Consider the following 22,067-nt stretch of genomic DNA (forward strand, 5'->3'; position numbering starts at 1 on the left):
CTTTGACATGGGACTCGAAGAAAAACTGCCGAGCGGCTTCCTGCTGACCACCGTCGAGCAGGCCGCGGGCTGGGTGCGCAAGTCGTCCGTCTTCCCGGCCACGTTCGGCCTCGCCTGCTGTGCCATCGAGATGATGACCACCGGCGCCGGCCGCTACGACCTGGCGCGCTTCGGCATGGAGGTCTTCCGCGGCTCACCGCGGCAGGCGGACCTGATGATCGTCGCGGGCCGGGTCAGCCAGAAGATGGCGCCGGTGCTGCGGCAGGTCTACGACCAGATGCCGAACCCGAAGTGGGTGATCTCCATGGGGGTCTGCGCCTCCTCGGGCGGCATGTTCAACAACTACGCCATCGTCCAGGGCGTCGACCACATCGTCCCGGTCGACATCTATCTCCCCGGCTGCCCGCCGCGGCCCGAGATGCTCCTGGACGCCATCCTCAAGCTCCACCAGAAGATCCAGAGCTCCAAGCTCGGAGTGAACGCCGAGGAGGCGGCCCGCGAGGCGGAGGAAGCGGCGCTCAAGGCCCTGCCCACGATCGAGATGAAGGGGCTGCTGCGGTGAGCGACGCGAACAACACCGCGGGTGACGCGAACGGGGTCAACCCCGAAAGGGACCTGTCCGCGGAGAACCTCCCCGGCCAGCGCGGCCGGGGCGGCGAGGAGATCCGCGTCCAGCGGGGCATGTTCGGCGCCGACAACGGCGGCGACACCTCCGGCTACGGCGGCCTGGTCCGCTCCGTCCGGCTGCCCGGACCGGCGAGCCGGCCCTACGGCGGCTGGTTCGACGAGGTCGCCGACGAGCTCGAGGGCGCGCTGGAGGAGCAGGGGGTCCTGCCCGACAACGCCATCGGGAAGACGGTCGTCGACCGCGGCGAGCTGACCTTCCACATCGAGCGCGACCACCTGGCCCGCGTCGCCCGCACCCTGCGCGACGACCCGGCCCTGCGCTTCGAACTGTGCACCGGCGTCAGCGGCGTCCACTACCCGCACGACAAGGGCCGCGAACTGCACGCCGTCTACCACCTGCGCTCGATCACCCACAACCGGCTGATCCGCCTCGAAGTCAGCGCCCCCGACAGCGACCCGCACATCCCGTCACTGGTCGCCGTCTATCCGACGAACGACTGGCACGAGCGCGAGACGTACGACTTCTTCGGCATCGTCTTCGACGACCACCCGGCCCTGACGCGGATCATGATGCCGGACGACTGGCAGGGCTTTCCGCAGCGCAAGGACTACCCCCTCGGCGGCATCCCCGTCGAGTACAAGGGCGCCCAGATCCCGGCTCCGGACCAGCGGAGGTCGTACTCGTGAGCACTTCCCACGCCTCCCCCAGGGAGACCACCGAAGGCACCGTCTACACGGTCACCGGCGGCGACTGGGACGAGGTCGTCCAGGCCGCGGCCCGCGCCGACGACGAGCGCGTCGTCGTCAACATGGGGCCGCAGCACCCGTCCACGCACGGCGTGCTCCGCCTCATCCTGGAGATCGACGGCGAGACGGTCACCGAGGCCCGCTGCGGCATCGGCTACCTGCACACCGGCATCGAGAAGAACCTCGAGTACCGGAACTGGACGCAGGGCACCACGTTCGTGACGCGCATGGACTACCTGACGCCGTTCTTCAACGAGGCGGCGTACTGCCTGGGCGTCGAGAAACTCCTCGGCATCGAGGACGAGATCCCGGACCGGGCCACGATCATCCGGGTCCTGCTGATGGAGCTGAACCGGCTCTCCTCGCACCTGGTGGCCATCGCCACCGGCGGCATGGAACTCGGCGCCACCACGATCATGATCTACGGCTTCCGCGACCGTGAACTGATTCTCGACATCTACGAGCTGATCACCGGCCTGCGGATGAACCACGCGTACATCCGCCCGGGCGGACTCGCCCAGAACCTGCCGCCGGGCGCGGTGGACCAGATCCGCGAGTTCGTGAAGAAGATGAAGAAGAACCTCCCGGAGTACGACAAGCTCGCCACCGGGAACCCCATCTTCAAGGCCCGCATGCAGGACGTCGGCTACCTCGACCTGGCCGGCTGCATGGCCCTCGGCGCCACCGGCCCGGTCCTCAGGTCCACCGGCCTCCCGCACGACCTGCGCAAGACCCAGCCGTACTGCGGCTACGAGACGTACGACTTCGACGTCCCGACCGCCGACACCTGCGACTCCTACGGCCGCTTCCTGATCCGGCTGGAGGAGATGCGCCAGTCGCTCAGGATCGTCGAGCAGTGCCTGGACCGGCTCCAGCCGGGACCGGTCATGGTCGCCGACAAGAAGATCGCCTGGCCCGCCCAGCTCGCCCTGGGACCGGACGGACTGGGCAACTCCCTCGACCACATCAAGAAGATCATGGGCACCTCCATGGAGGCCCTGATCCACCACTTCAAGCTGGTCACCGAGGGCTTCCGCGTGCCGCCGGGACAGGTGTACACGGCGGTGGAGTCGCCCAAGGGCGAACTCGGGGTGCACGTCGTCTCCGACGGCGGCACCCGCCCCTTCCGGGTCCACTTCCGCGACCCGTCCTTCACCAACCTGCAGGCCATGGCGGCGATGTGCGAGGGCGGCCAGGTCGCCGACGTCATCGTCGCCGTGGCATCCATCGACCCCGTGATGGGAGGCGTCGACCGGTGACCACCTCTTCTTCGGAGCGGGGCGTCAGCCTGGGCATGCCGGAACTGCCCGCGCCCGCCTACCCGGACGACGTCCGGGCCCGGCTGGAGACCGACGCGCGCGAGATCATCGCCCGCTACCCGGACTCCCGGTCCGCCCTCCTGCCGCTGCTGCACCTCGTGCAGTCGGAGGAGGGACACGTCACGCGCACCGGGATGCGGTTCTGCGCGGACATGCTGGACCTCACCACCGCCGAGGTCACCGCGGTCGCCACCTTCTACACCATGTACCGGCGCGGGCCGAGCGGCGACTACCAGGTCGGCGTCTGCACCAACACGCTGTGCGCGGTCATGGGCGGCGACGCCATCTTCGAGTCCCTCCAGGAGCACCTCGGCGTCGGCAACGGCGAGACCACCGAGGACGGCAAGGTCACGCTGGAGCACATCGAGTGCAACGCGGCCTGCGACTTCGCCCCCGTAGTGATGGTCAACTGGGAGTTCTTCGACAACCAGACCCCGGCGAGCGTCCGCGGCCTCGTCGACGACCTGCGCGCCGGACGACCGGTGACGCCCACCCGCGGCGCGCCGATGTGCACCTTCAAGGAGACCGCCCGGATCCTGGCGGGCTTCCCCGACGAGCGGGAGGGCGCCGTCGCGGCCGGCGGCAGCGCGGGCCCCGCCTCCCTGGCCGGCCTCAGGCTGGCGAAGGGCGAGACGGCCGCCGCGCGCGTGGTGCACCCGCGGGACGGCGGACCGCACGACGCACCGCAGGACCGGCCCGCGCACGACCCGTCCACGACGGAACACCTCAGCTCGCACGACGCGCCGCAGGACACATCGGCATCCGACCCTTCCCACCCGGCAGGGCCTACCGCCGAGGAGGGGGAGTGATGACCGTGGCAGCCGAGATCAAGGGCAGCAACCCGGAGAAGCTGCTCGCACCCGTGCTGTCGGCCTTCTGGGACGAGGACGAGTCCTGGACTCTCGACGTCTACCGGAGGCACGAGGGGTACGAGGGGCTGCGCAAGGCGCTGGCGATGGCGCCGGACGACCTGATCGCGTACGTCAAGGAGTCCGGTCTGCGCGGACGCGGCGGCGCCGGGTTCCCGACGGGGATGAAGTGGCAGTTCATCCCCCAGGGGGACGGCAAGCCGCACTATCTGGTGGTCAACGCCGACGAGTCGGAGCCGGGGACCTGCAAGGACATCCCGCTCCTCTTCGCGAACCCGCACAGCCTCATCGAGGGCATCGTCATCGCGTGTTACGCCATCAGGTCTTCGCATGCCTTCATCTATCTGCGTGGTGAGGTCGTCCCCGTGCTGCGGCGGTTGCACGAGGCCGTGCGCGAGGCCCACGCGGCAGGCTTCCTCGGCGAGAACATCCTGGGCAGCGGACTCGACCTCACCCTCACCGTGCACGCGGGCGCGGGCGCGTACATCTGCGGTGAGGAGACCGCACTGCTCGACTCGCTCGAAGGCCGCCGGGGTCAACCGCGGCTCCGTCCCCCCTTTCCTGCCGTCGCGGGCCTCTACGCGTGCCCGACTGTGGTGAACAACGTCGAGTCGATCGCGTCGGTTCCCGCGATCCTGAACAAGGGCAAGGACTGGTTCAGGTCCATGGGCAGCGAGAAGTCCCCGGGTTTCACGCTCTACTCGCTCAGCGGCCACGTCGCGGGGCCCGGCCAGTACGAGGCCCCGCTCGGCATCACGCTGCGCCAGCTCCTCGACATGAGCGGCGGCATGCGCCCCGGCCACCGCCTCAAGTTCTGGACGCCGGGCGGCTCCTCGACGCCGATGTTCACCGACGAGCACCTCGACGTCCCTCTCGACTACGAGGGAGTGGGCGCCGCGGGTTCCATGCTCGGCACGAAGGCGCTCCAGTGCTTCGACGAGACGACCTGCGTCGTGCGCGCCGTCACCCGCTGGACCGAGTTCTACGCCCACGAGTCCTGCGGCAAGTGCACACCCTGCCGCGAAGGCACTTACTGGCTCGTCCAGTTGCTGCGCGACATCGAGGCGGGCAAGGGACAGATGTCCGACCTCGACAAGCTGAACGACATCGCCGACAACATCAACGGCAAGTCCTTCTGCGCCCTCGGCGACGGCGCCGCCTCGCCGATCTTCTCCTCGCTCAAGTACTTCCGCGACGAATACGAGCAGCACATCACGGGCCGCGGATGCCCCTTCGACCCGGCCAAGTCGACGGCCTGGGCCGACCGCACGGAGGTGAAGGCATGACCGTGACCACCAATGCTCCCTCGGGAGGGGGAGAGGCGGCGGTCCCGCCGGAGGACCTCGTATCGCTGACGATCGACGGCGCCGAGATCAGCGTGCCCAAGGGCACCCTGGTCATCCGGGCCGCCGAGCAGCTCGGCATCGAGATCCCCCGGTTCTGCGACCACCCCCTCCTCGACCCGGCCGGCGCCTGCCGCCAGTGCATCGTCGAGGTCGAGGGCCAGCGCAAGCCCATGGCGTCCTGCACCATCACCTGCACCGACGGAATGGTGGTGAAGACCCAGCTCACCTCGCCCGTCGCCGAGAAGGCCCAGCACGGTGTGATGGAGCTGCTGCTCATCAACCATCCGCTGGACTGCCCGGTCTGCGACAAGGGCGGCGAGTGCCCGCTGCAGAACCAGGCCATGTCGCACGGCCAGGCCGACTCCCGCTTCGAGGGCAGGAAGCGGACCTACGAGAAGCCCGTGCCGATCTCCACGCAGGTACTGCTCGACCGCGAGCGCTGCGTGCTGTGTGCCCGCTGCACCCGGTTCTCCAACCAGGTCGCGGGCGACCCGATGATCGAGCTGATCGAGCGGGGCGCGCTCCAGCAGGTCGGTACCGGCGAGGGCGACCCCTTCGAGTCGTACTTCTCCGGCAACACCATCCAGATCTGCCCGGTCGGCGCGCTCACCTCGGCGGCGTACCGGTTCCGCTCCCGTCCCTTCGACCTGATCTCCTCGCCGTCCGTGTGCGAGCACTGCTCCGGCGGCTGCGCGACCCGCACCGACCACCGGCGCGGCAAGGTCATGCGGCGCCTCGCGGCCAACGAGCCCGAGGTCAACGAGGAATGGATCTGCGACAAGGGGCGCTTCGGGTTCCGGTACGCGCAGCAGCGGGACCGGCTCACCACGCCCCTGGTGCGCAACGCGGAGGGCGACCTGGAGCCGGCCTCCTGGCCGGAGGCCCTGCAGATCGCCGCGCAGGGGCTGCTCGCCTCGCGGGGCCGCACCGGCGTCCTGACCGGCGGGCGGCTCACCGTCGAGGACGCCTACGCGTACAGCAAGTTCGCCCGCGTGGCACTCGACACCAACGACATCGACTTCCGCGCGCGCGTGCACAGCGCCGAGGAGGCCGACTTCCTGGCCGCCCGGATCGCCGGCCGCGGTCGCGACCTCGACGGCACGGGCGTCACCTACACCGCGCTGGAGAAGGCGCCCGCCGTGCTGCTGGTCGGCTTCGAGGCCGAGGAGGAGGCGCCCGGCGTCTTCCTGCGGCTGCGCAAGGCCTGGCGAGGGCACGGACAGCAGGTCTTCTCCCTGGCCACGCACGCCACGCGGGGTCTGGAGAAGGCGGGCGGCACCCTGCTCCCCGCCGCTCCCGGCACCGAGACCGAGTGGCTGGACGCGCTCGCGAGCGGCGTCGGTCTGGAGACCGGTGGGGCCCAGGCGGCCGAGGCGCTGCGGGCCGAGGGCGCCGTGATCGTCGTCGGCGAGCGGCTGGCGTCCGTGGCCGGCGGTCTCACCTCCGCCGTACGGACCTCCGCGGCGACCGGCGCCCGGCTGGTGTGGATTCCGCGCCGGGCCGGGGAGCGCGGCGCGATCGAGGCGGGTGCGCTGCCCTCGCTGCTGCCCGGCGGGCGTCCGGCGACCGACCCGCGCGCGCGTGAGGAGGTCGCCGCGCTGTGGGGTGTGGCCGACCTTCCGCACCGCTACGGCCGCGACACCGGCGAGATCGTCGAGGCGGCGGCCCGGGGCGAGCTCCAGGCGCTGCTGGTGGCGGGCGTGGAGGTCGCCGACCTGCCCGACCCGGCACGCGCGCGTGCGGCACTCGACGAGGCCGGTTTCGTGGTGTCGCTGGAGCTTCGGCCCAGTGAGGTCACCGAACGCGCCGACGTGGTCCTGCCCGTCGCAGCGGTCGCCGAGAAGCCCGGCACCTTCCTGAACTGGGAGGGCAGGGCGCGCTTCTTCGAGGCCGCGCTCAAGCCCGACCAGATGACCCGCCGTCTCGCGCCCGCCGACGCCCGCGTCCTGCAGATGCTGGCCGACGCCATGGACGTACACCTCGGCCTGCCCGACCTGCGCACCACCCGCGCGGAGATCGACCGGCTCGGTGCCTGGGACGGGCCGCGGGCGGGCGAGCCGCTGCAGACCGCGAGCGCGCTGCCGCGGCCGGCCGCCGGAGAGGCCGTACTGGCCGGGCACCGGCTGCTGCTCGACCAGGGCCTGCTGCAGCGGGGCGACGAGGCGCTCGCCGGCACCCGGCACGCCGCACGCGCGCGCCTGTCGGCGGCCACGGCCGCCGAGGCGGGCGTCAGGGACGGCGGCCTCCTCGCCGTGTCCGGTCCCGCCGGAGTCGTCGAATTCCCGCTCCAGGTCACCGAGATGCCCGACCGGGTGGTCTGGCTTCCGCTGAACTCGGCCGGCACCGGCGTCGCCTCCGACGCCGGGGTGCTGCCCGGAACCCTCGTCCGCATCGGTCCGGCGACGCCCGCGGGCGCCGCCCCCAAGGAGGTGGAGGCATGAGCCCGTACCTCGCCGCTGAAGACCTCTCGATGTTCGGCACCGACCCCTGGTGGCTGGTCGTCGTCAAGGCGGTGTTCTGCTTCGCCTTCCTGATGGTGACCGTGCTGTTCTCCATCGTGTGGGAGCGCAAGGTCGTCGCCTGGATGCAGCTGCGCATCGGCCCGAACCGGCACGGCCCCTGGGGCATGCTCCAGTCGCTCGCCGACGGCATGAAACTGATGCTCAAGGAAGACGTCGTCGTCAAGCGCGCCGACAAGGCGGTGTACGTCCTCGCGCCGGTCGTCGCGGCCATCCCGGCCTTCATGGCGATCGCGGTGATCCCCTTCGGGCCGGCCGGCAACGAGGTCTCGGTCTTCGGCCACCGCACCGCCATGCAGCTCACCGACCTGCCGATCGCCATGCTGTTCATCCTGGCGGTCGCCTCGGTCGGCATCTACGGCATCGTGCTCGCCGGCTGGAGCTCCGGATCGACGTATCCGCTGCTCGGCGGGCTGCGGTCCTGCGCGCAGATGATCTCCTACGAGATCGCGATGGGCGCCGCCTTCGCCTCGGTCTTCCTCTACTCCGGGTCGATGTCCACCTCGGAGATCGTCGCCCAGCAGAACGACCGCTGGTACATCGTGCTGCTGCCGGTCTCCTTCATCCTCTACATCGTCACCATGGTCGGCGAGACCAACCGCGCCCCCTTCGACATGCCCGAGTCCGAGGGCGACCTGGTGGGCGGCTTCAACACCGAGTACTCGTCGATCAAGTTCGCGATGTTCATGCTCGCCGAGTACGTGAACATGGTGACCGTCTCGGCGGTCGCCACCACGCTGTTCCTCGGCGGCTGGCGGGCCCCCTGGCCGATCAGCACCTTCTGGGAGGGCGCCAACCACGGCTGGTGGCCGCTGCTCTGGTTCGTGGTCAAGGTCCAGTTGCTGCTGTTCTTCTTCATCTGGCTGCGCGGCACCCTTCCCCGGGTCCGCTACGACCAGTTGATGAAGCTCGGCTGGAAGGTCCTCATCCCGGTCTCCCTGGTCTGGCTGATGCTGGTCGCGACCGTGCGGGCCCTCAAGAACGAGAACTACGGATTCACCGACATCGCCCTCTACATCGGCGGCGGCGTCCTGGCCCTGCTGGTCCTGACCTTCGTCGTCGACATGTTCCGCGACAAGGGCGGTGAGGACGCCGACCAGCCTGCCGAGGGCGAGGCCGCCTTCGACCCGATGGCCGGCGGGTTCCCCGTGCCGCCGATGCCCGGACAGGAGGTGCCGCCGGTGCCCAGGCGCCGTCCCCGCCGGGAGCGGGAGCTGATTGTCAGTGGCGGGCCCGATACTCGGAGTGACGACTCTCTGGGCGGATCTACGGATGGAAAGGAGGCGTCCGATGGCTGAGGAACCCAAGGAGACCGACCCCGGTTTCCTGAACCCCGTGGCCGGCTTCGGCGTGACCTTCAAGGCCATGTTCAGAAAGCGGCTGACCGAGCAGTACCCGGAGCAGCAGAAGACCACCGCTCCGCGCTTCCACGGACGGCACCAGCTCAACCGCCATCCGGACGGCCTGGAGAAGTGCGTCGGCTGCGAGCTGTGCGCCTGGGCCTGTCCCGCCGACGCCATCTACGTGGAGGGCGCGGACAACACCGACGAGGAGCGCTACTCGCCGGGCGAGCGGTACGGCCGCGTCTACCAGATCAACTACGCCCGCTGCATCCTGTGCGGCCTGTGCATCGAGGCGTGCCCCACGCGCGCGCTGACGATGACCAACGAGTTCGAGCTGGCCGACTCCAGCCGCGCCAACCTCATCTTCACCAAGGACCAGCTGCTCGCCGGTCTGGAGGAGGGCATGGTCGACTCGCCCCACGCCATCTACCCGGGCACGGACGAGCAGGACTACTACCGGGGCCTGGTGACCGAGGCGGCGCCGGGCACCGAGCGGCAGGCCGTCCACTCCGAGGGAGAGGTGGTCCAGGAGGCCGCCTCCACCTTCGGCCCGGAGGAACCGGCGTCGGAGGAGGTGATCCGCCGATGAGCGCGCAGCTCGCCGCCGCAGCGACTCTCGCTGCCGGCACCTCCACCGGCGAGGCCGTCCAGTTCTGGATCCTCGCCACGGTCGCGGTGCTCGGTGCCCTGTGCACCGTCTTCATGAAGAAGGCCGTGCACAGTGCGCTGTGCCTGGCCGGGACCATGATCGTCCTGGCGGTCTTCTACCTCGCCAACGGCGCCTACTTCCTGGGCATCGTGCAGATCGTCGTCTACACCGGCGCGATCATGATGCTGTTCCTGTTCGTGGTGATGCTCGTCGGTGTCACCGCGGCGGACTCGCTGAAGGAGACCATCAAGGGCCAGCGCTGGCTGGCCCTGCTGTCCGGGCTGGGCTTCGGCATCCTGCTGATCGCCGGCATCGGCAACGCGTCCGTCTCGGAGTTCACCGGCCTCGGCCAGGCCAACGCGAACGGCAACGTGGAGGGCATCGCGTCCCTCATCTTCACCAAGTACGTCTTCGCCTTCGAGATCACCGGCGCGCTGCTCATCACGGCCGCCGTCGGCGCCATGGTGCTCACCCACCGCGAGCGCACCGAGCGCGCCAGGACCCAGCGCGAGCTGTCCGAGCAGCGCATCCGCGACGGCAAGCACCTGCCGCCGCTGCCGGCGCCCGGCGTGTACGCCCGCCACAACGCGGTCGACATCGCGGGCCTGCTGCCCGACGGCACCCCCTCCGAGCTGACCGTCAGCAAGACGCTGCGGGAGCGGGGTCAGATCCGCGACGTGTCGACGGAGGCGCTCAACGACCTGAAGGCGCTGGAGCAGCGGGCCGAGGACCGTCTGGGACGCAAGGCGGTCGGCCCGGCGGGCTCCAAGCGGTCCGAGGAGGCGTCGAAGTGAACCCCGTCAACTACCTCTACCTCGCGGCCCTGCTGTTCACGATCGGCGCCACCGGAGTGCTGATCCGACGCAACGCGATCGTGGTCTTCATGTGCGTCGAGCTGATGCTCAACGCCTGCAACCTCGCGTTCGTCGCCTTCTCGCGCATCCATGGCAACCTCGACGGCCAGATCATCGCCTTCTTCACGATGGTCGTCGCCGCCGCGGAGGTCGTGGTCGGGCTCGCGATCATCGTGTCCCTGTTCCGTTCCCGCCACTCGGCCTCGGTCGACGACGCCAGCCTGATGAAGCTGTGAGGGGCTGAAGTGGAGAACCTGATTGCGCTGCTGGTGGCGGCGCCCCTGCTCGGAGCGGCGGTCCTGCTGTGCGGCGGACGGCGGCTGGACGCCGTCGGCCACTGGATCGGCACGCTGCTGGCCGCCGTGTCCTTCGTGATCGGCGTCGTCCTCTTCGCCGACCTGCTCGGCAGCGGCGCCGAGGACCGCACCCTGACGCAGCACCTGTTCAGCTGGATCCCCGTGGAGGGCTTCCAGGCCGACGTCGCCTTCCGCCTCGACCAGTTGTCGATGACGTTCGTCCTGCTGATCACCGGCGTCGGCTCGCTCATCCACCTGTACTCGGTCGCATACATGGAGCACGACGAGCGGCGCCGCCGCTTCTTCGGCTACCTGAACCTGTTCCTCGCGGCGATGCTGCTGCTCGTCCTCGCCGACAACTACCTGCTGCTGTACGTCGGCTGGGAGGGCGTCGGTCTCGCCTCCTACCTGCTGATCGGCTTCTGGCAGCACAAGCCCAGCGCCGCCACGGCCGCGAAGAAGGCCTTCCTGGTCAACCGGGTCGGCGACATGGGCCTGTCCATCGCGATCATGCTGATGTTCCTGTGGTTCGGCACCTTCGCCTTCGGGCCGGTGCTCGGCGGCCACGGGGAGGCCGGGCTCGCGGGCGGGGCGGACGAGGGCAAGCTCACCGCGATCGCCCTGATGCTGCTGCTCGCCGCCTGCGGCAAGTCCGCCCAGGTGCCGCTGCAGTCCTGGCTGGGTGACGCGATGGAGGGCCCGACCCCGGTCTCCGCCCTCATCCACGCCGCGACCATGGTGACGGCGGGCGTGTACCTGATCGTCCGCTCCGGAGCCGTCTTCAACGGCGCGCCCGACGCGCAACTGGTGGTGGCCATCGTCGGTGCGGTCACGCTGCTGTTCGGTGCGATCGTCGGTTGTGCCAAGGACGACATCAAGAAGGCGCTGGCCGGCTCGACCATGTCGCAGATCGGCTACATGGTGCTGGCCGCGGGCCTCGGCCCCATCGGCTACGTCTTCGCGATCATGCACCTGGTCACGCACGGCTTCTTCAAGGCCGGGCTCTTCCTCGGCGCCGGCTCCGTCATGCACGGCATGAACGACGAGGTCGACATGCGCCGCTACGGCGGACTGCGCACGTACATGCCGGTCACCTTCGTCACCTTCGGCCTCGGATATCTCGCCATCATCGGCTTCCCCGGGCTGTCCGGCTTCTTCTCCAAGGACAAGATCATCGAGGCGGCGTTCGCCAAGGGCGGCACCGAGGGCTGGATCCTCGGCGCCTGCGCCCTGCTGGGCGCGGCCATCACCGCGTACTACATGACGCGCGTGATGCTGATGACGTTCTTCGGCGAGGAGCGCTGGCGCAAGGCCCCGACGCCGTCGCCGGCCGAGCCCGATGTCGAGCCCGCGGCCGAGACCCGCGGCGCGTACGAGCCCCCGCACCCGCACGAGTCGCCGAAGACCATGACGATCCCGATGATCGTGCTGGCCGTCGGATCGGTCGGGGCCGGTGCCTTCTTCAGCATCGGCGACCGTTTCCTGCACTGGCTGGAGCCCGTCACCGGGCACAGCCACGGCGACGCGCCGATCAGCGCCGGGGTGGTCACCGGGGCGACGGTGGCCTGCATGGTCATCGGCGTCGCCGTCGCCTGGGCGCAGTACGGGCGCCGTCCGGTCCCGGCCGTCGCCCCGCGCGGGTCGCTGCTCACCCGGGCCGCCCGGCGCGACCTGCTCCAGGACGACTTCAACCACGTAGTCCTGGTCCGCGGCGGCGAGCACCTCACGCGCTCCCTGGTCTACGTCGACCACACCCTGGTCGACGGGGTCGTCAACGGCACGGCGGCCTCGGTCGGCGGCCTGTCCGGGCGGATGCGCAGGCTGCAGAACGGCTTCGCGCGCTCGTACGCGGTCTCGATGTTCGGCGGTGCGGCACTCCTCGTCGCCGCGACCCTGCTGATGAGGGCGGTCTGATACCGATGTCCTTTCCCCTGCTGACAGTCACGGCGGCCCTCCCGGCCGTCGGGGCGATCGCCACGGCAGCCGTGCCGGCCGCGAAACGCACCGCGGCCAAGTGGCTGGCGCTGCTGGTCTCGCTGGCCACGCTCGCGCTGGCGATCGCGGTCCTGGTCCGCTTCGACCCCGACGGCGACCGCTACCAGCTCACCGAGTCCCACTCGTGGATCGCGGACTTCGGCGTCCGGTACGAGCTGGGCGTGGACGGCATCGCGGTAGCGCTGATCGCGCTGACCGCGCTGCTGATCCCCTTCATCATCCTGGCGGGCTGGCACGACGCCGACCCGCTGGAGACCGGCAGCAGCCGGTGGCGGCCGACTCAGGGCTTCTTCGCCCTGATCCTCGCCGTCGAGGCGATGGTGATCATCTCTTTCGAGGCCACCGACGTCTTCCTGTTCTACATCTTCTTCGAAGCCATGCTGATCCCGCTGTACTTCCTGATCGGCGGCTTCGGGGACCGGGCGCACGAGCACGGTGAGAAGACGGCGGCGACCCAGCGGTCGTACGCGGCGGTGAAGTTCCTCCTCTACAACCTGGCCGGCGGTCTGATCATGCTGGCCGCGGTGATCGGGCTCTACGTGGTCGCCGGGAACTTCTCGCTCGCGGAGATCGCCGAGGCCCGGGCCAACGGCTCGCTGGACATGGCGACCAGCACCGAGCGCTGGCTCTTCCTCGGCTTCTTCTTCGCCTTCGCGGTGAAGGCGCCGCTGTGGCCGCTGCACACCTGGCTGCCCAACGCCATGCAGGAGTCCGCCGCCCCGGTCGCCGTGCTCATCACGGCGGTGGTCGACAAGGTCGGCACCTTCGCGATGCTCCGCTTCTGCCTCCAGCTCTTCCCGGAGGCGAGCAAGTGGGCGACGCCGGTGATCCTGGTCCTGGCGGTCGTCAGCATCATCTACGGGGCGCTGCTCGCGGTCGGGCAGCGCGACATCAAGCGGCTGATCGCCTACGCGTCGATCTCGCACTTCGGTTTCATCATCATGGGCATCTTCGCGATGACCAGCCAGGGCCAGTCCGGCGCGACGCTGTACATGGTCAACCACGGCATCTCGACCGCGGTGCTGGTGCTCATCGCCGGATTCCTGATCTCGCGGCGCGGCTCGCGGCTCATCGCCGACTTCGGCGGTGTGCAGAAGGTCGCCCCGATCCTGGCCGGGACCTTCCTGATCGGCGGCCTGGCGACCCTGTCGCTGCCGGGCCTGGCGCCCTTCGTCAGTGAGTTCCTGGTCCTGGTCGGCACGTTCACCCGCTATCCGGTGATCGGCATCATCGCCACCCTCGGCATCGTCCTCGCCGCGCTCTACACCCTCGTCCTCTACCAGCGGACGATGACGGGCCCGGTGAAGCCGGAGGTGTCCGCCATGCCCGACCTGCGGGTGCGTGAGCTGGTGGTCGTGGCACCGCTGGTGGCGCTGCTGATCTTCCTGGGCGTCTTCCCCAAGCCCGTGACGGACATCGTCAACCCGGCGGTGGAGCAGACCATGTCCGACGTACACAAGAAGGACCCCCAGCCTGAGGTGGAGGCGGCCAAGTGAGCGCAACAGCCGTCCACAGCCTGTGGACAACGGCGGCGACGGCGGCCGAACCGATCGCCAAGATCGACGCGCCGAAGATCGAGTACGGGCAGCTGTCGCCCGTCCTCATCGTCCTCGGCGCGGCGATCATCGGAATCCTGGTCGAGGCCTTCGTGCCACGCAGGTCCCGCTACTACGCACAGCTGTTCGTATCCGTCGTCGCCCTGGTCGCGGCGTTCGCGGCGGTCGTCGCCCTCGCGGCGGACGGGTACGGCACGACCAAGGCCGGCATCACGGCGATGGGCGCCGTCGCGGTCGACGGACCGGCCCTGTTCCTGCAGGGCACCATCCTGCTGACGAGCCTGGTCGGCCTGTTCACCTTCGCCGAGCGGCGGCTCGATCCGGAGGCGCACGGCAACCGCGTCGACTCCTTCGCCGCGCAGGCGGCGGCCGTACCGGGCAGCGAGAGCGAACAGAAGGCGGTGAAGGCCGGGTTCACCACGACCGAGGTGTTCCCGCTGCTGCTCTTCGCCGTCGTCGGCATGCTGGTCTTCCCGGCGGCCAACGACCTGCTGACGCTCTTCGTGGCCCTGGAGGTCTTCTCCCTCCCGCTGTACCTGCTGTGCGCGCTGGCCCGCCGCAAGCGGCTGATGTCGCAGGAGGCGGCGGTCAAGTACTTCCTGCTCGGCGCCTTCGCCTCCGCGTTCACCCTGTTCGGCATCGCGCTGCTCTACGGCTACGCGGGCTCCATGTCGTACGGCACGATCGCCCAGGTCGTCGACGGCACCGTCCAGAACGTCACCCCGGCGCTCGCCGACACCATGGGCAACGACGCGCTGCTGCTCGTCGGCTCCGCGCTGATCGTCATGGGGTTGCTGTTCAAGGTGGGCGCGGTGCCGTTCCACATGTGGACACCGGACGTGTACCAGGGGGCGCCGACGCCCGTGACCGGCTTCATGGCGGCGGCGACCAAGGTGGCCGCCTTCGGCGCCCTGCTCCGCGTCCTCTACGTCGTCCTGCCCGGCCTGCGCTGGGACTGGCGGCCGGTGATGTGGGGCGTGGCGATCATCACGATGCTGGCCGGCGCGATCGTCGCGATCACGCAGACGGACATCAAGCGACTGCTGGCGTACTCGTCGATCGCACACGCGGGCTTCATCCTCGCCGGTGTCATCGCGACCACACCGGAGGGCATCTCGTCGGTCCTCTTCTACCTCGCGGCGTACTCCTTCGTCACGATCGGAGCCTTCGCGGTCGTCACCCTGGTGCGCGACGCGGGGGGCGAGGCGACGCACCTGTCGAAGTGGGCCGGGCTGGGCCGCAGGTCGCCGCTGGTCGCGGCGGTGTTCGCGGTGTTCCTGCTGGCCTTCGCCGGCATCCCGCTGACCTCCGGGTTCTCGGGCAAGTTCGCCGTGTTCAAGGCGGCGGCGGAGGGCGGTGCGGCCCCGCTGGTCGTGATCGGTGTGATCTCGTCGGCGATCGCGGCGTTCTTCTACATCCGGGTGATCGTGCTGATGTTCTTCAGCGAGCCGCGCCCGGAGGGCCCGACCGTCGCGGTGCCCTCACCCCTGACGATGACGGCGATCGCCGTGGGCGTGGCGGTCACGGTGGTGCTCGGTGTGGCACCGCAGTACTTCCTGGACCTGGCGGGACAGGCGGGGGTGTTCGTGCGCTGACGCGGGGCCCGCGGCGTGACACCTGTGGTGGGGGGCCCCCCCGCGGGGGGGGCGGGCCCCCACCCCCGGGGCGGGGGGGCGCGCCCCCCCGCCGGCGCCCGGACGCGGGGGCGGCCGGGCCGGGGGGGGGGGGGGGGGGGGTTGGGGGGGGGGGGGGGGGGGCGGGGGGGGGGCCCCGGGGGGGCGGCCCCCCCGGCGGGGGGGGGCGGCACCACAGCCGTGTGAGCTGGGCTACTCGCCGCCGCGGCGCGGCTTGACGGCGGTCAGGTCCAGGTCCGTCGGGAAGGGCGCGCTCACCTTCATGCGTTCGCGGAAGATGCCGACGCTGGTGTAGGTGCCGGTGGTGGGCTCCAGCTCGAAGGCGTGGACGACGGCGAGGCCCTTCTCGTTCTCCACCCGCCAGTAGTGGGCGATGCCGGCCCGGGCGTACTTCAGGGGCTTGGTCTCGCGGTCACGGGAGACGGACTCCGCGGAGACGACCTCGACGGCCAGGGTGACGGCCTCGGCGGGGTAGCGGGTCTGCTCCGGGTCGTCGACCACGTCGCCGCGCACGACGATCACGTCCGGTTCGGGCCGGTTCTGCCGGTCGATGTCGATGGTGAACTCGCGGACGACCTCGAACTCCGCCGGGGCGAGGGACTGAAGCTGCCATTCGAAGAAGCTCACGGCGCGTGAGTGGAAAAGGGTCTGCGGACTCACGAAGACGAGGCTCCCGTCGATCAGCTCCGTATGCGGCGGCAGGTTCGGAAGCCGGTCCAGGTCGTCCGCCGTCCAGCCGCCCTCCGGCGGGATCGGCCAGTCGGGCGTGGACGCCTTCGGTGCGACGCTCATCAGTGCTCCCATGGGACGGAGTCTCGCGGGTGCAATCAGACTATCCGCCGGAAACGGGCGGGTCTCCTGCGAACGTGTGAACGATCGTCGTGTCCTTGACGCGGTCGTGTCGGACAACCTGTGGATAACTCCGGGGCTGTCGGCGTGGGCCCCTATCGTTGAGGCAGTGGTCGGGACAGGACGGGCCAGAAAGACCTGACAGACCAGACGGGCGAGGCAGGACGTACGGGGGACGGGACGATGGGCGGGACGGGCGTGATCGGCGAGATGGCAGAGGCGACAGCTGAGACAGCGGAGGCAGGGGAGCGGCGGTCGGACAGCGAGACGCTGGCCACGCTGCACCGGGTCTTCGGGTACGAGGCGTTCCGCGGCGAGCAGGAAGCGGTCGTCGACCACGTGGTGGCGGGCGGCGATGCCGTCGTGCTCATGCCGACCGGCGGCGGGAAATCCCTGTGCTACCAGATTCCGGCCCTGGTCAGGCCCGGCACGGGCATCGTGGTCTCGCCGCTGATCGCGCTGATGCAGGACCAGGTGGACGCGCTGCGGGCGCTCGGTGTGCGGGCCGGGTTCATGAACTCCACGCAGGACTTCGACGAGCGGCGCGTGGTGGAGGCCGAGTTCCTCGCCGGCGAGCTGGACCTGCTGTACCTGGCACCCGAGCGGCTGCGCCTGGGGGGCACCCTCGACCTGCTCTCCCGCGGCAAGATCTCCCTCTTCGCCATCGACGAGGCGCACTGCGTCTCCCAGTGGGGCCACGATTTCCGGCCCGACTACCTGGCCCTGTCGCTGCTCGGCGAGCGCTGGCCGGACGTCCCCCGCCTCGCACTCACGGCGACGGCGACACACGCCACCCACCGCGAGATCACCGAGCGGCTGAACATGCCGGCGGCGCGGCACTTCGTGGCCAGCTTCGACCGGCCCAACATCCAGTACCGGATCGTGCCGAAGTCCGACCCCAGGAAGCAGCTGCTGAGCTTCCTGCGCGAGGAGCACCCCGGGGACGCGGGCATCGTGTACTGCCTCTCGCGCAACTCCGTCGACAAGACCGCCGAGTTCCTGTCGCGCAACGGCGTCGAGGCGGTGCCGTACCACGCGGGCCTGGACGCGGGCACCCGCGCGGCACACCAGTCGAGGTTCCTGCGCGAGGAGGGCCTGGTGGTCGTGGCGACCATCGCCTTCGGCATGGGCATCGACAAGCCGGACGTGCGGTTCGTCGCCCACCTGGACCTGCCCAAGTCGGTCGAGGGCTACTACCAGGAGACCGGCCGCGCCGGCCGGGACGGGCTGCCGTCGACGGCCTGGATGGCGTACGGACTCAACGACGTCATACAGCAGCGCAAGATGATCCAGTCCGGCGAGGGCGACGAGGCGTTCCGCCGCCGGGCCCAGTCCCACCTGGACGCGATGCTCGCCCTGTGCGAGACCGCCCAGTGCCGCCGGGGCCAGCTCCTCGCCTACTTCGGACAGGACCCCGACCAGACCGGCTGTGAGAACTGCGACACCTGCCTCACCCCGCCGCAGACCTGGGACGGCACGGTCGCGGCCCAGAAGGTGCTCTCGACGGTGGTGCGGCTGAAGCGGGAGCGCGGGCAGAAGTTCGGCGCCGGACAGATCATCGACATCCTGCTGGGCAAGCGCACCGCCAAGGTGATCCAGTTCGACCACGACCAGCTCTCCGTGTTCGGCGTCGGCGAGGAGCTGACCGAGGGCGAGTGGCGGGGTGTCGCCCGGCAGTTGCTGGCCCAGGGGCTGCTCGCGGTCGAGGGAGAGTACGGCACGCTGGTGCTGACCGAGTCCAGTGGCGAAGTCCTGCGGCGGGAGAGGGAGGTGCCGCTCCGCAAGGAGCCCAAGAAGCCCGCCGCGGCCAAGGCGGCGGGCGGCGGACGCGGCGAGCGCAAGGCGAAGACGGTTGCGGCCGAACTGCCCGCGGAGCTGGCACCCGCCTTCGAGGCACTGCGCGCCTGGCGTGCGGAACAGGCCCGCGAGCAGGGCGTCCCGGCGTACGTCATCTTCCACGACGCCACCCTCCGGGAGATCGTCACCGCGTGGCCCACCTCGGTCGGGGAGCTCGGGGGCATCAGCGGGGTCGGCGAGAAGAAGCTGGTGACGTACGGGGAGGGCGTGGTCGAGGTGCTGGCCGGGCTGGACGGACCGGCCACCGCCACGGCGTCCGCGCCGGCCCCGTCGGCCGGCTCGGACAGCGGCGCCGGTTCGCGGTCCGGCGCGGACGACTGGCCCGAGCAGGAGCCGGGGCCCGAGCCCGAGCCCGAGCCCGACGACTGGGTGTAGAGGGGACTCACCGGAAACGGCGTCCGGCGGGCCGCGGTGCGCCTGGGCAGCACGGGCGGGTCGCGGTGCGCCTGGGCAGCACGGGAGCGGAGCAGTACGGGGGTGGGTGCGTCGCCCGGCCCGGCGGGGTGACTCCGCGATGCCCGGCCGTTTCCCGCACCGCCGGTTTCGCCCGTCCGGAGGGACCGCGTGGGCCCGCGTGGGACTGGGTGGGACTACGCCAGCGCCGTCAGACCCGGGGCGAAGGTGATGAGAAGGGGGATGAGGGGGACGAGAGCGGCCGTCGCCGTGGTGAGGGCGCGGTGGCGGCGGGTCAGGCGGGGCTGGGGTTCCAGGAGGCGGTCGACCCGTTCGCCGAGGAGGCGGTGGCTGGAGGAGCAGGACAGGACGCCGCGGTGCTGGTTCAGTTCGATCAGGGCCAGGGCGGTGGTCAGGTGGCCGCAGCGGCGGGAGGCGGTGTCGTCGGCCGAGAGCTCGACCAGCCGATGGGTCTGGTCGCAGAAGTGGGCGAAGAGCGGGACCCGCGGGAACCCCGTGGCCAGGGCGCTGGACAGGTGCAGCAGCCAGTCGTGGCGGGCCCGGGCGTGGCCGCGCTCGTGGGTGAGGACGGCGTCCAGCTGATGGTCGGTGAGGCGGTGCAGGGCGCCGGTGGTGACGATCAGCTGGGGCGGACTGCCCGGCATCCACCAGGCGTCCGGGTACTCGTCCTCCAGGACCAGGAGGGGGCCGCGGGCGGCGGGGAGTCCGGCGGGCAGGTCGGGGGCGCGTTCGCGCAGGTGGGCGCGTGACCGGGCGCGCCGCCTGCGGGCCTCGACCAGCTCGCGGCCGAGCATCGCACTGGTCCAGGCGGCCCCGCCCGCCAGCAGCAGGGTGAGGACGGCGGCCCAGGCCGGCCCGGCGGAGAGGTTGTACGCGGCGGTCACCGCGGGCGGCGCCGGCGCGAAGAGCTGGGCGCGGACGGTGCCGAAGACGGCGGTGGCACCGAGGACGAGAGCCGTCAGACAACACAGCAGCACGGTGGCGACCAGACACTGCCACACCCACAGCGCCACCACGGGGTCCCGATCGGGCCACGTGGAACGGGTCAGCGCGCGCGGCACCGGCACCGCGGCGGTCACGGCGACGACGAACAGCAGGAGCAGGCAGACGGTCATGCCACTGGCTCCGGATCCTGGTCGAGGATGGGCGGCTCTGGCTGTACAGGGACTGTGCTGTGCTGACGGGGCTGCGTTGGTGAGGCTGTGCCGCGCGTTGTGCCGTTCCGGGCTGTGCCGTGCCCGGCTGGGCGCGCACACCGCCCGACGCCAGTATGACGGGGCCGGGCGGTGTGAGTCAGGTGTCGGCAGGCACCGGTTCCGCATCCGATGCGGGGAGTACGGGAACCCCTCCCCGGCCGGGCGCCCCGCCGGAGGTTCCGCCGAAGCCGGTCAGGCGCCCCGTCCGACCACCCGTCCGGTGACCTCGCCCAGCCCCACCCGGGTGCCGCCGGGCCCGGGGGCCCAGGCCGACAGGGTGACCACGTCCCCGTCCTCCAGGAACGTCCGCTTGCCGTCGGGGAGTTCCAGCGGGTCGCGGCCGTTCCAGGTCAGTTCGAGGAGTGACCCGCGCTCCCGCTCGGCGGCTCCGCTCACCGTGCCCGAGCCGTACAGGTCGCCGGTGCGCAGCGAGGCACCGTTGACCGTCATGTGGGCCAGCTGCTGGGCGGCCGTCCAGTACATGGTGGCGAACGGCGGCTCGGAGACGACATGGCCGTTGACGGCGACGGAGATCCGCAGGTCGTAGCCGCCGGGTTCGTCACGGTCGTCCTGCGTGTCGTCCAGGTAGGGCAGCAGCTGGTGCGTGCGCTCGGGCGGTGCCACCCGAGCCTCCTCCAAGGCGTCCAGCGGTGTGATCCACGCCGACACCGACGTGGCGAAGGACTTGCCGAGGAACGGGCCGAGGGGGACGTACTCCCAGGCCTGGACGTCCCGCGCGGACCAGTCGTTGAGCAGGCAGAGCCCGAAGACGTGCTCGCGGAAGCCGGAGAGCGCCACCGGACTGCCCGGCTCGGAGGGCACGCCCACCACGAACCCGACCTCGGCCTCGATGTCGAGGCGTACGGACGGGCCGAAGACGGGAGCGGCGTCGGCCGGAGCCTTGCGCTGCCCCGACGGGCGTACGACGTCCGTGCCGGACACGACGACCGTGCCGGAGCGGCCGTGGTAGCCGATCGGGAGGTGCTTCCAGTTCGGGGTGAGGGAGTCGGCGGTGTCGGGACGGAAGATCCGGCCGACGTTCCGGGCGTGGTTCTCGGAGGCGTAGAAGTCGACGTAGTCGGCGACCTCGAAGGGCAGGTGCAGGGTCACCGACGACAGCGGGTGGAAGAAGGGCTCCAGGATCTCGCGGTGGGAGGGGACCGTCACCCACGCGGTCAGCGCGCGCCGCACGTCCGACCACGCGGTGCGCCCGGCCGCCAGCAGCGGGTTCAGGGTGGGCCGCGCGAGCAGGGAGGCGTACGGCGAGCCGAGCGCGTGGGCCGCCGCGCCCGCGTCCAGGACGTGGTCGCCGAGCCGGACACCCACCGTCCGGTCCGCCCGCTCCCGCGAGCCGGGGATCGAGAACACGCCGTACGGAAGGTTGTGCGGGCCGAAGGGATCGCCCTCGGGGACATCGAAGGGGGGCATCGGGTGCTGCCTCGCTTTCGTGCTCGCCATGTGCGCCGTGCGCGCCGTGTGCGCCACGTGATCGGTGCGCCACGTGACGCGTGGTCGGGCCACACGTTACGGGTGACCTACCAATCTTGGGCAGTGCGGCGGATCGTGGCGCCGCGTGGCGGGGGAGGGCGCGCGCAGGCAGGCTGACGTGCGGGAGTGCCTCGGGCGCCGTGGGGCGCCCGACGAGGAGAACGACGGGTGGAAGAGCCCGTGCGCGGTCGGCGCAGGCCCGCGGGGGGTCCCGGCGAAACGGGCGGCGAAGCGGCGGGCGAACGGCCAGGGCGTCGGGCGGCGAAGCGGCGGGTGAACGGCCAGGGCGTCGGGCGGCGAAGCGGCGGGTGAACGGCCAGGACGGCGGACGGGGGAGCGGGGGGGTGAGGGCCAGGGCGTCGGGCGGGGGAGCGGCGGTGAACGGCCGGGCACGCGGCCGCGGTTGTGGCGCTCCGCTTCCGGTCGTGTACACAAGGTTGTCCACAGCCCTGGACGCAATCTTGACGGAGTGGTGCGAACGGGGTGACTCTGGGCGGGTGCCGGAAGGC

At 70.9% G+C, this 22,067-nt stretch carries 17 protein-coding genes; 14 read left to right on the plus strand and 3 right to left on the minus strand.

The genetic code is table 11. The features are described 5' to 3' along the window. Positions 1–7: 7 nt before the first annotated feature. The 13 genes from ACGFYH_RS04500 to nuoN are packed head-to-tail and all read left to right on the plus strand — an operon-like array spanning position 8 to position 15,715. On the plus strand, positions 8–562 hold the full coding sequence (locus ACGFYH_RS04500) for an NADH-quinone oxidoreductase subunit B family protein (protein ID WP_031141109.1): 555 nt from the start codon (positions 8–10) through the stop codon (positions 560–562). Next, complete coding sequence (locus ACGFYH_RS04505; protein ID WP_393801649.1) at positions 559–1,314, plus strand: NADH-quinone oxidoreductase subunit C; 756 nt, start codon at positions 559–561, stop codon at positions 1,312–1,314. Before ACGFYH_RS04500 ends, ACGFYH_RS04505 begins: the two co-directional genes overlap by 4 nt. Further along, positions 1,311–2,633, plus strand: coding sequence for an NADH-quinone oxidoreductase subunit D (locus tag ACGFYH_RS04510; RefSeq protein WP_393801650.1), 1,323 nt, complete (start codon positions 1,311–1,313; stop codon positions 2,631–2,633). Before ACGFYH_RS04505 ends, ACGFYH_RS04510 begins: the two co-directional genes overlap by 4 nt. Then, positions 2,630–3,502, plus strand: coding sequence for an NADH-quinone oxidoreductase subunit NuoE (nuoE, locus tag ACGFYH_RS04515; RefSeq protein WP_393801651.1), 873 nt, complete (start codon positions 2,630–2,632; stop codon positions 3,500–3,502). Before ACGFYH_RS04510 ends, nuoE begins: the two co-directional genes overlap by 4 nt. After that, positions 3,499–4,848 carry an NADH-quinone oxidoreductase subunit NuoF gene (gene nuoF / locus ACGFYH_RS04520; protein WP_393801652.1) on the plus strand — a complete coding sequence of 450 codons (1,350 nt, stop codon included), beginning with the start codon at positions 3,499–3,501 and terminating at the stop codon, positions 4,846–4,848. Before nuoE ends, nuoF begins: the two co-directional genes overlap by 4 nt. Beyond that, on the plus strand, positions 4,845–7,349 hold the full coding sequence (locus ACGFYH_RS04525) for an NADH-quinone oxidoreductase subunit G (protein ID WP_393801653.1): 2,505 nt from the start codon (positions 4,845–4,847) through the stop codon (positions 7,347–7,349). The genes nuoF and ACGFYH_RS04525 overlap by 4 nt, the downstream gene beginning before the upstream one ends. Next, positions 7,346–8,725 (plus strand): NADH-quinone oxidoreductase subunit NuoH, encoded by a 1,380-nt coding sequence (gene nuoH, locus ACGFYH_RS04530; protein ID WP_393801654.1) that lies wholly within the window; start codon positions 7,346–7,348, stop codon positions 8,723–8,725. The genes ACGFYH_RS04525 and nuoH overlap by 4 nt, the downstream gene beginning before the upstream one ends. Beyond that, the gene (nuoI, locus tag ACGFYH_RS04535; protein WP_393801655.1) at positions 8,718–9,359 is read left to right on the plus strand and encodes an NADH-quinone oxidoreductase subunit NuoI; all 642 of its coding nucleotides are present in this window, start codon (positions 8,718–8,720) and stop codon (positions 9,357–9,359) included. The genes nuoH and nuoI overlap by 8 nt, the downstream gene beginning before the upstream one ends. Continuing rightward, a complete protein-coding gene (locus ACGFYH_RS04540) occupies positions 9,356–10,213 on the plus strand; it encodes an NADH-quinone oxidoreductase subunit J (protein WP_393801656.1) in 858 nt (285 codons plus the stop codon). Before nuoI ends, ACGFYH_RS04540 begins: the two co-directional genes overlap by 4 nt. After that, complete coding sequence (nuoK, locus tag ACGFYH_RS04545; RefSeq protein ID WP_393801657.1) at positions 10,210–10,509, plus strand: NADH-quinone oxidoreductase subunit NuoK; 300 nt, start codon at positions 10,210–10,212, stop codon at positions 10,507–10,509. The genes ACGFYH_RS04540 and nuoK overlap by 4 nt, the downstream gene beginning before the upstream one ends. A 9-nt stretch (positions 10,510–10,518) precedes the next feature. Further along, a complete protein-coding gene (gene nuoL, locus ACGFYH_RS04550; protein WP_393801658.1) occupies positions 10,519–12,483 on the plus strand; it encodes an NADH-quinone oxidoreductase subunit L in 1,965 nt (654 codons plus the stop codon). 5 nt (positions 12,484–12,488) lie between these two features. Then, positions 12,489–14,060 (plus strand): NADH-quinone oxidoreductase subunit M, encoded by a 1,572-nt coding sequence (locus ACGFYH_RS04555; protein ID WP_393801659.1) that lies wholly within the window; start codon positions 12,489–12,491, stop codon positions 14,058–14,060. Next, positions 14,057–15,715: an NADH-quinone oxidoreductase subunit NuoN gene (gene nuoN, locus ACGFYH_RS04560; protein WP_393801660.1), complete on the plus strand. Its 1,659-nt coding sequence runs from the start codon at positions 14,057–14,059 to the stop codon at positions 15,713–15,715. The genes ACGFYH_RS04555 and nuoN overlap by 4 nt, the downstream gene beginning before the upstream one ends. A gap of 231 nt (positions 15,716–15,946) precedes the next feature. Here nuoN and ACGFYH_RS04565 read toward each other — a convergent pair whose 3' ends face one another. Further along, complete coding sequence (locus ACGFYH_RS04565; protein ID WP_393801661.1) at positions 15,947–16,546, minus strand: Uma2 family endonuclease; 600 nt, start codon at positions 16,544–16,546, stop codon at positions 15,947–15,949. Positions 16,547–16,786: 240 nt separating this feature from the next. Here ACGFYH_RS04565 and recQ point away from each other — a divergent pair, with 240 nt between their 5' ends. Next, the gene (gene recQ, locus ACGFYH_RS04570) at positions 16,787–18,835 is read left to right on the plus strand and encodes a DNA helicase RecQ (protein WP_393801662.1); all 2,049 of its coding nucleotides are present in this window, start codon (positions 16,787–16,789) and stop codon (positions 18,833–18,835) included. A gap of 215 nt (positions 18,836–19,050) precedes the next feature. On the opposite strand, the gene ACGFYH_RS04575 is transcribed toward recQ, so the two are convergent. Both ACGFYH_RS04575 and fahA read right to left on the minus strand, forming a co-directional pair. Next, complete coding sequence (locus ACGFYH_RS04575; RefSeq protein WP_393801663.1) at positions 19,051–19,989, minus strand: M56 family metallopeptidase; 939 nt, start codon at positions 19,987–19,989, stop codon at positions 19,051–19,053. A 273-nt stretch (positions 19,990–20,262) separates the two neighbouring features. Continuing rightward, positions 20,263–21,498: a fumarylacetoacetase gene (fahA, locus tag ACGFYH_RS04580; RefSeq protein ID WP_393801664.1), complete on the minus strand. Its 1,236-nt coding sequence runs from the start codon at positions 21,496–21,498 to the stop codon at positions 20,263–20,265. Positions 21,499–22,067: the final 569 nt, after the last annotated feature.

Source organism: Streptomyces sp. NPDC048392, assembly GCF_043200575.1.
Lineage (GTDB): Bacteria > Actinomycetota > Actinomycetes > Streptomycetales > Streptomycetaceae > Streptomyces.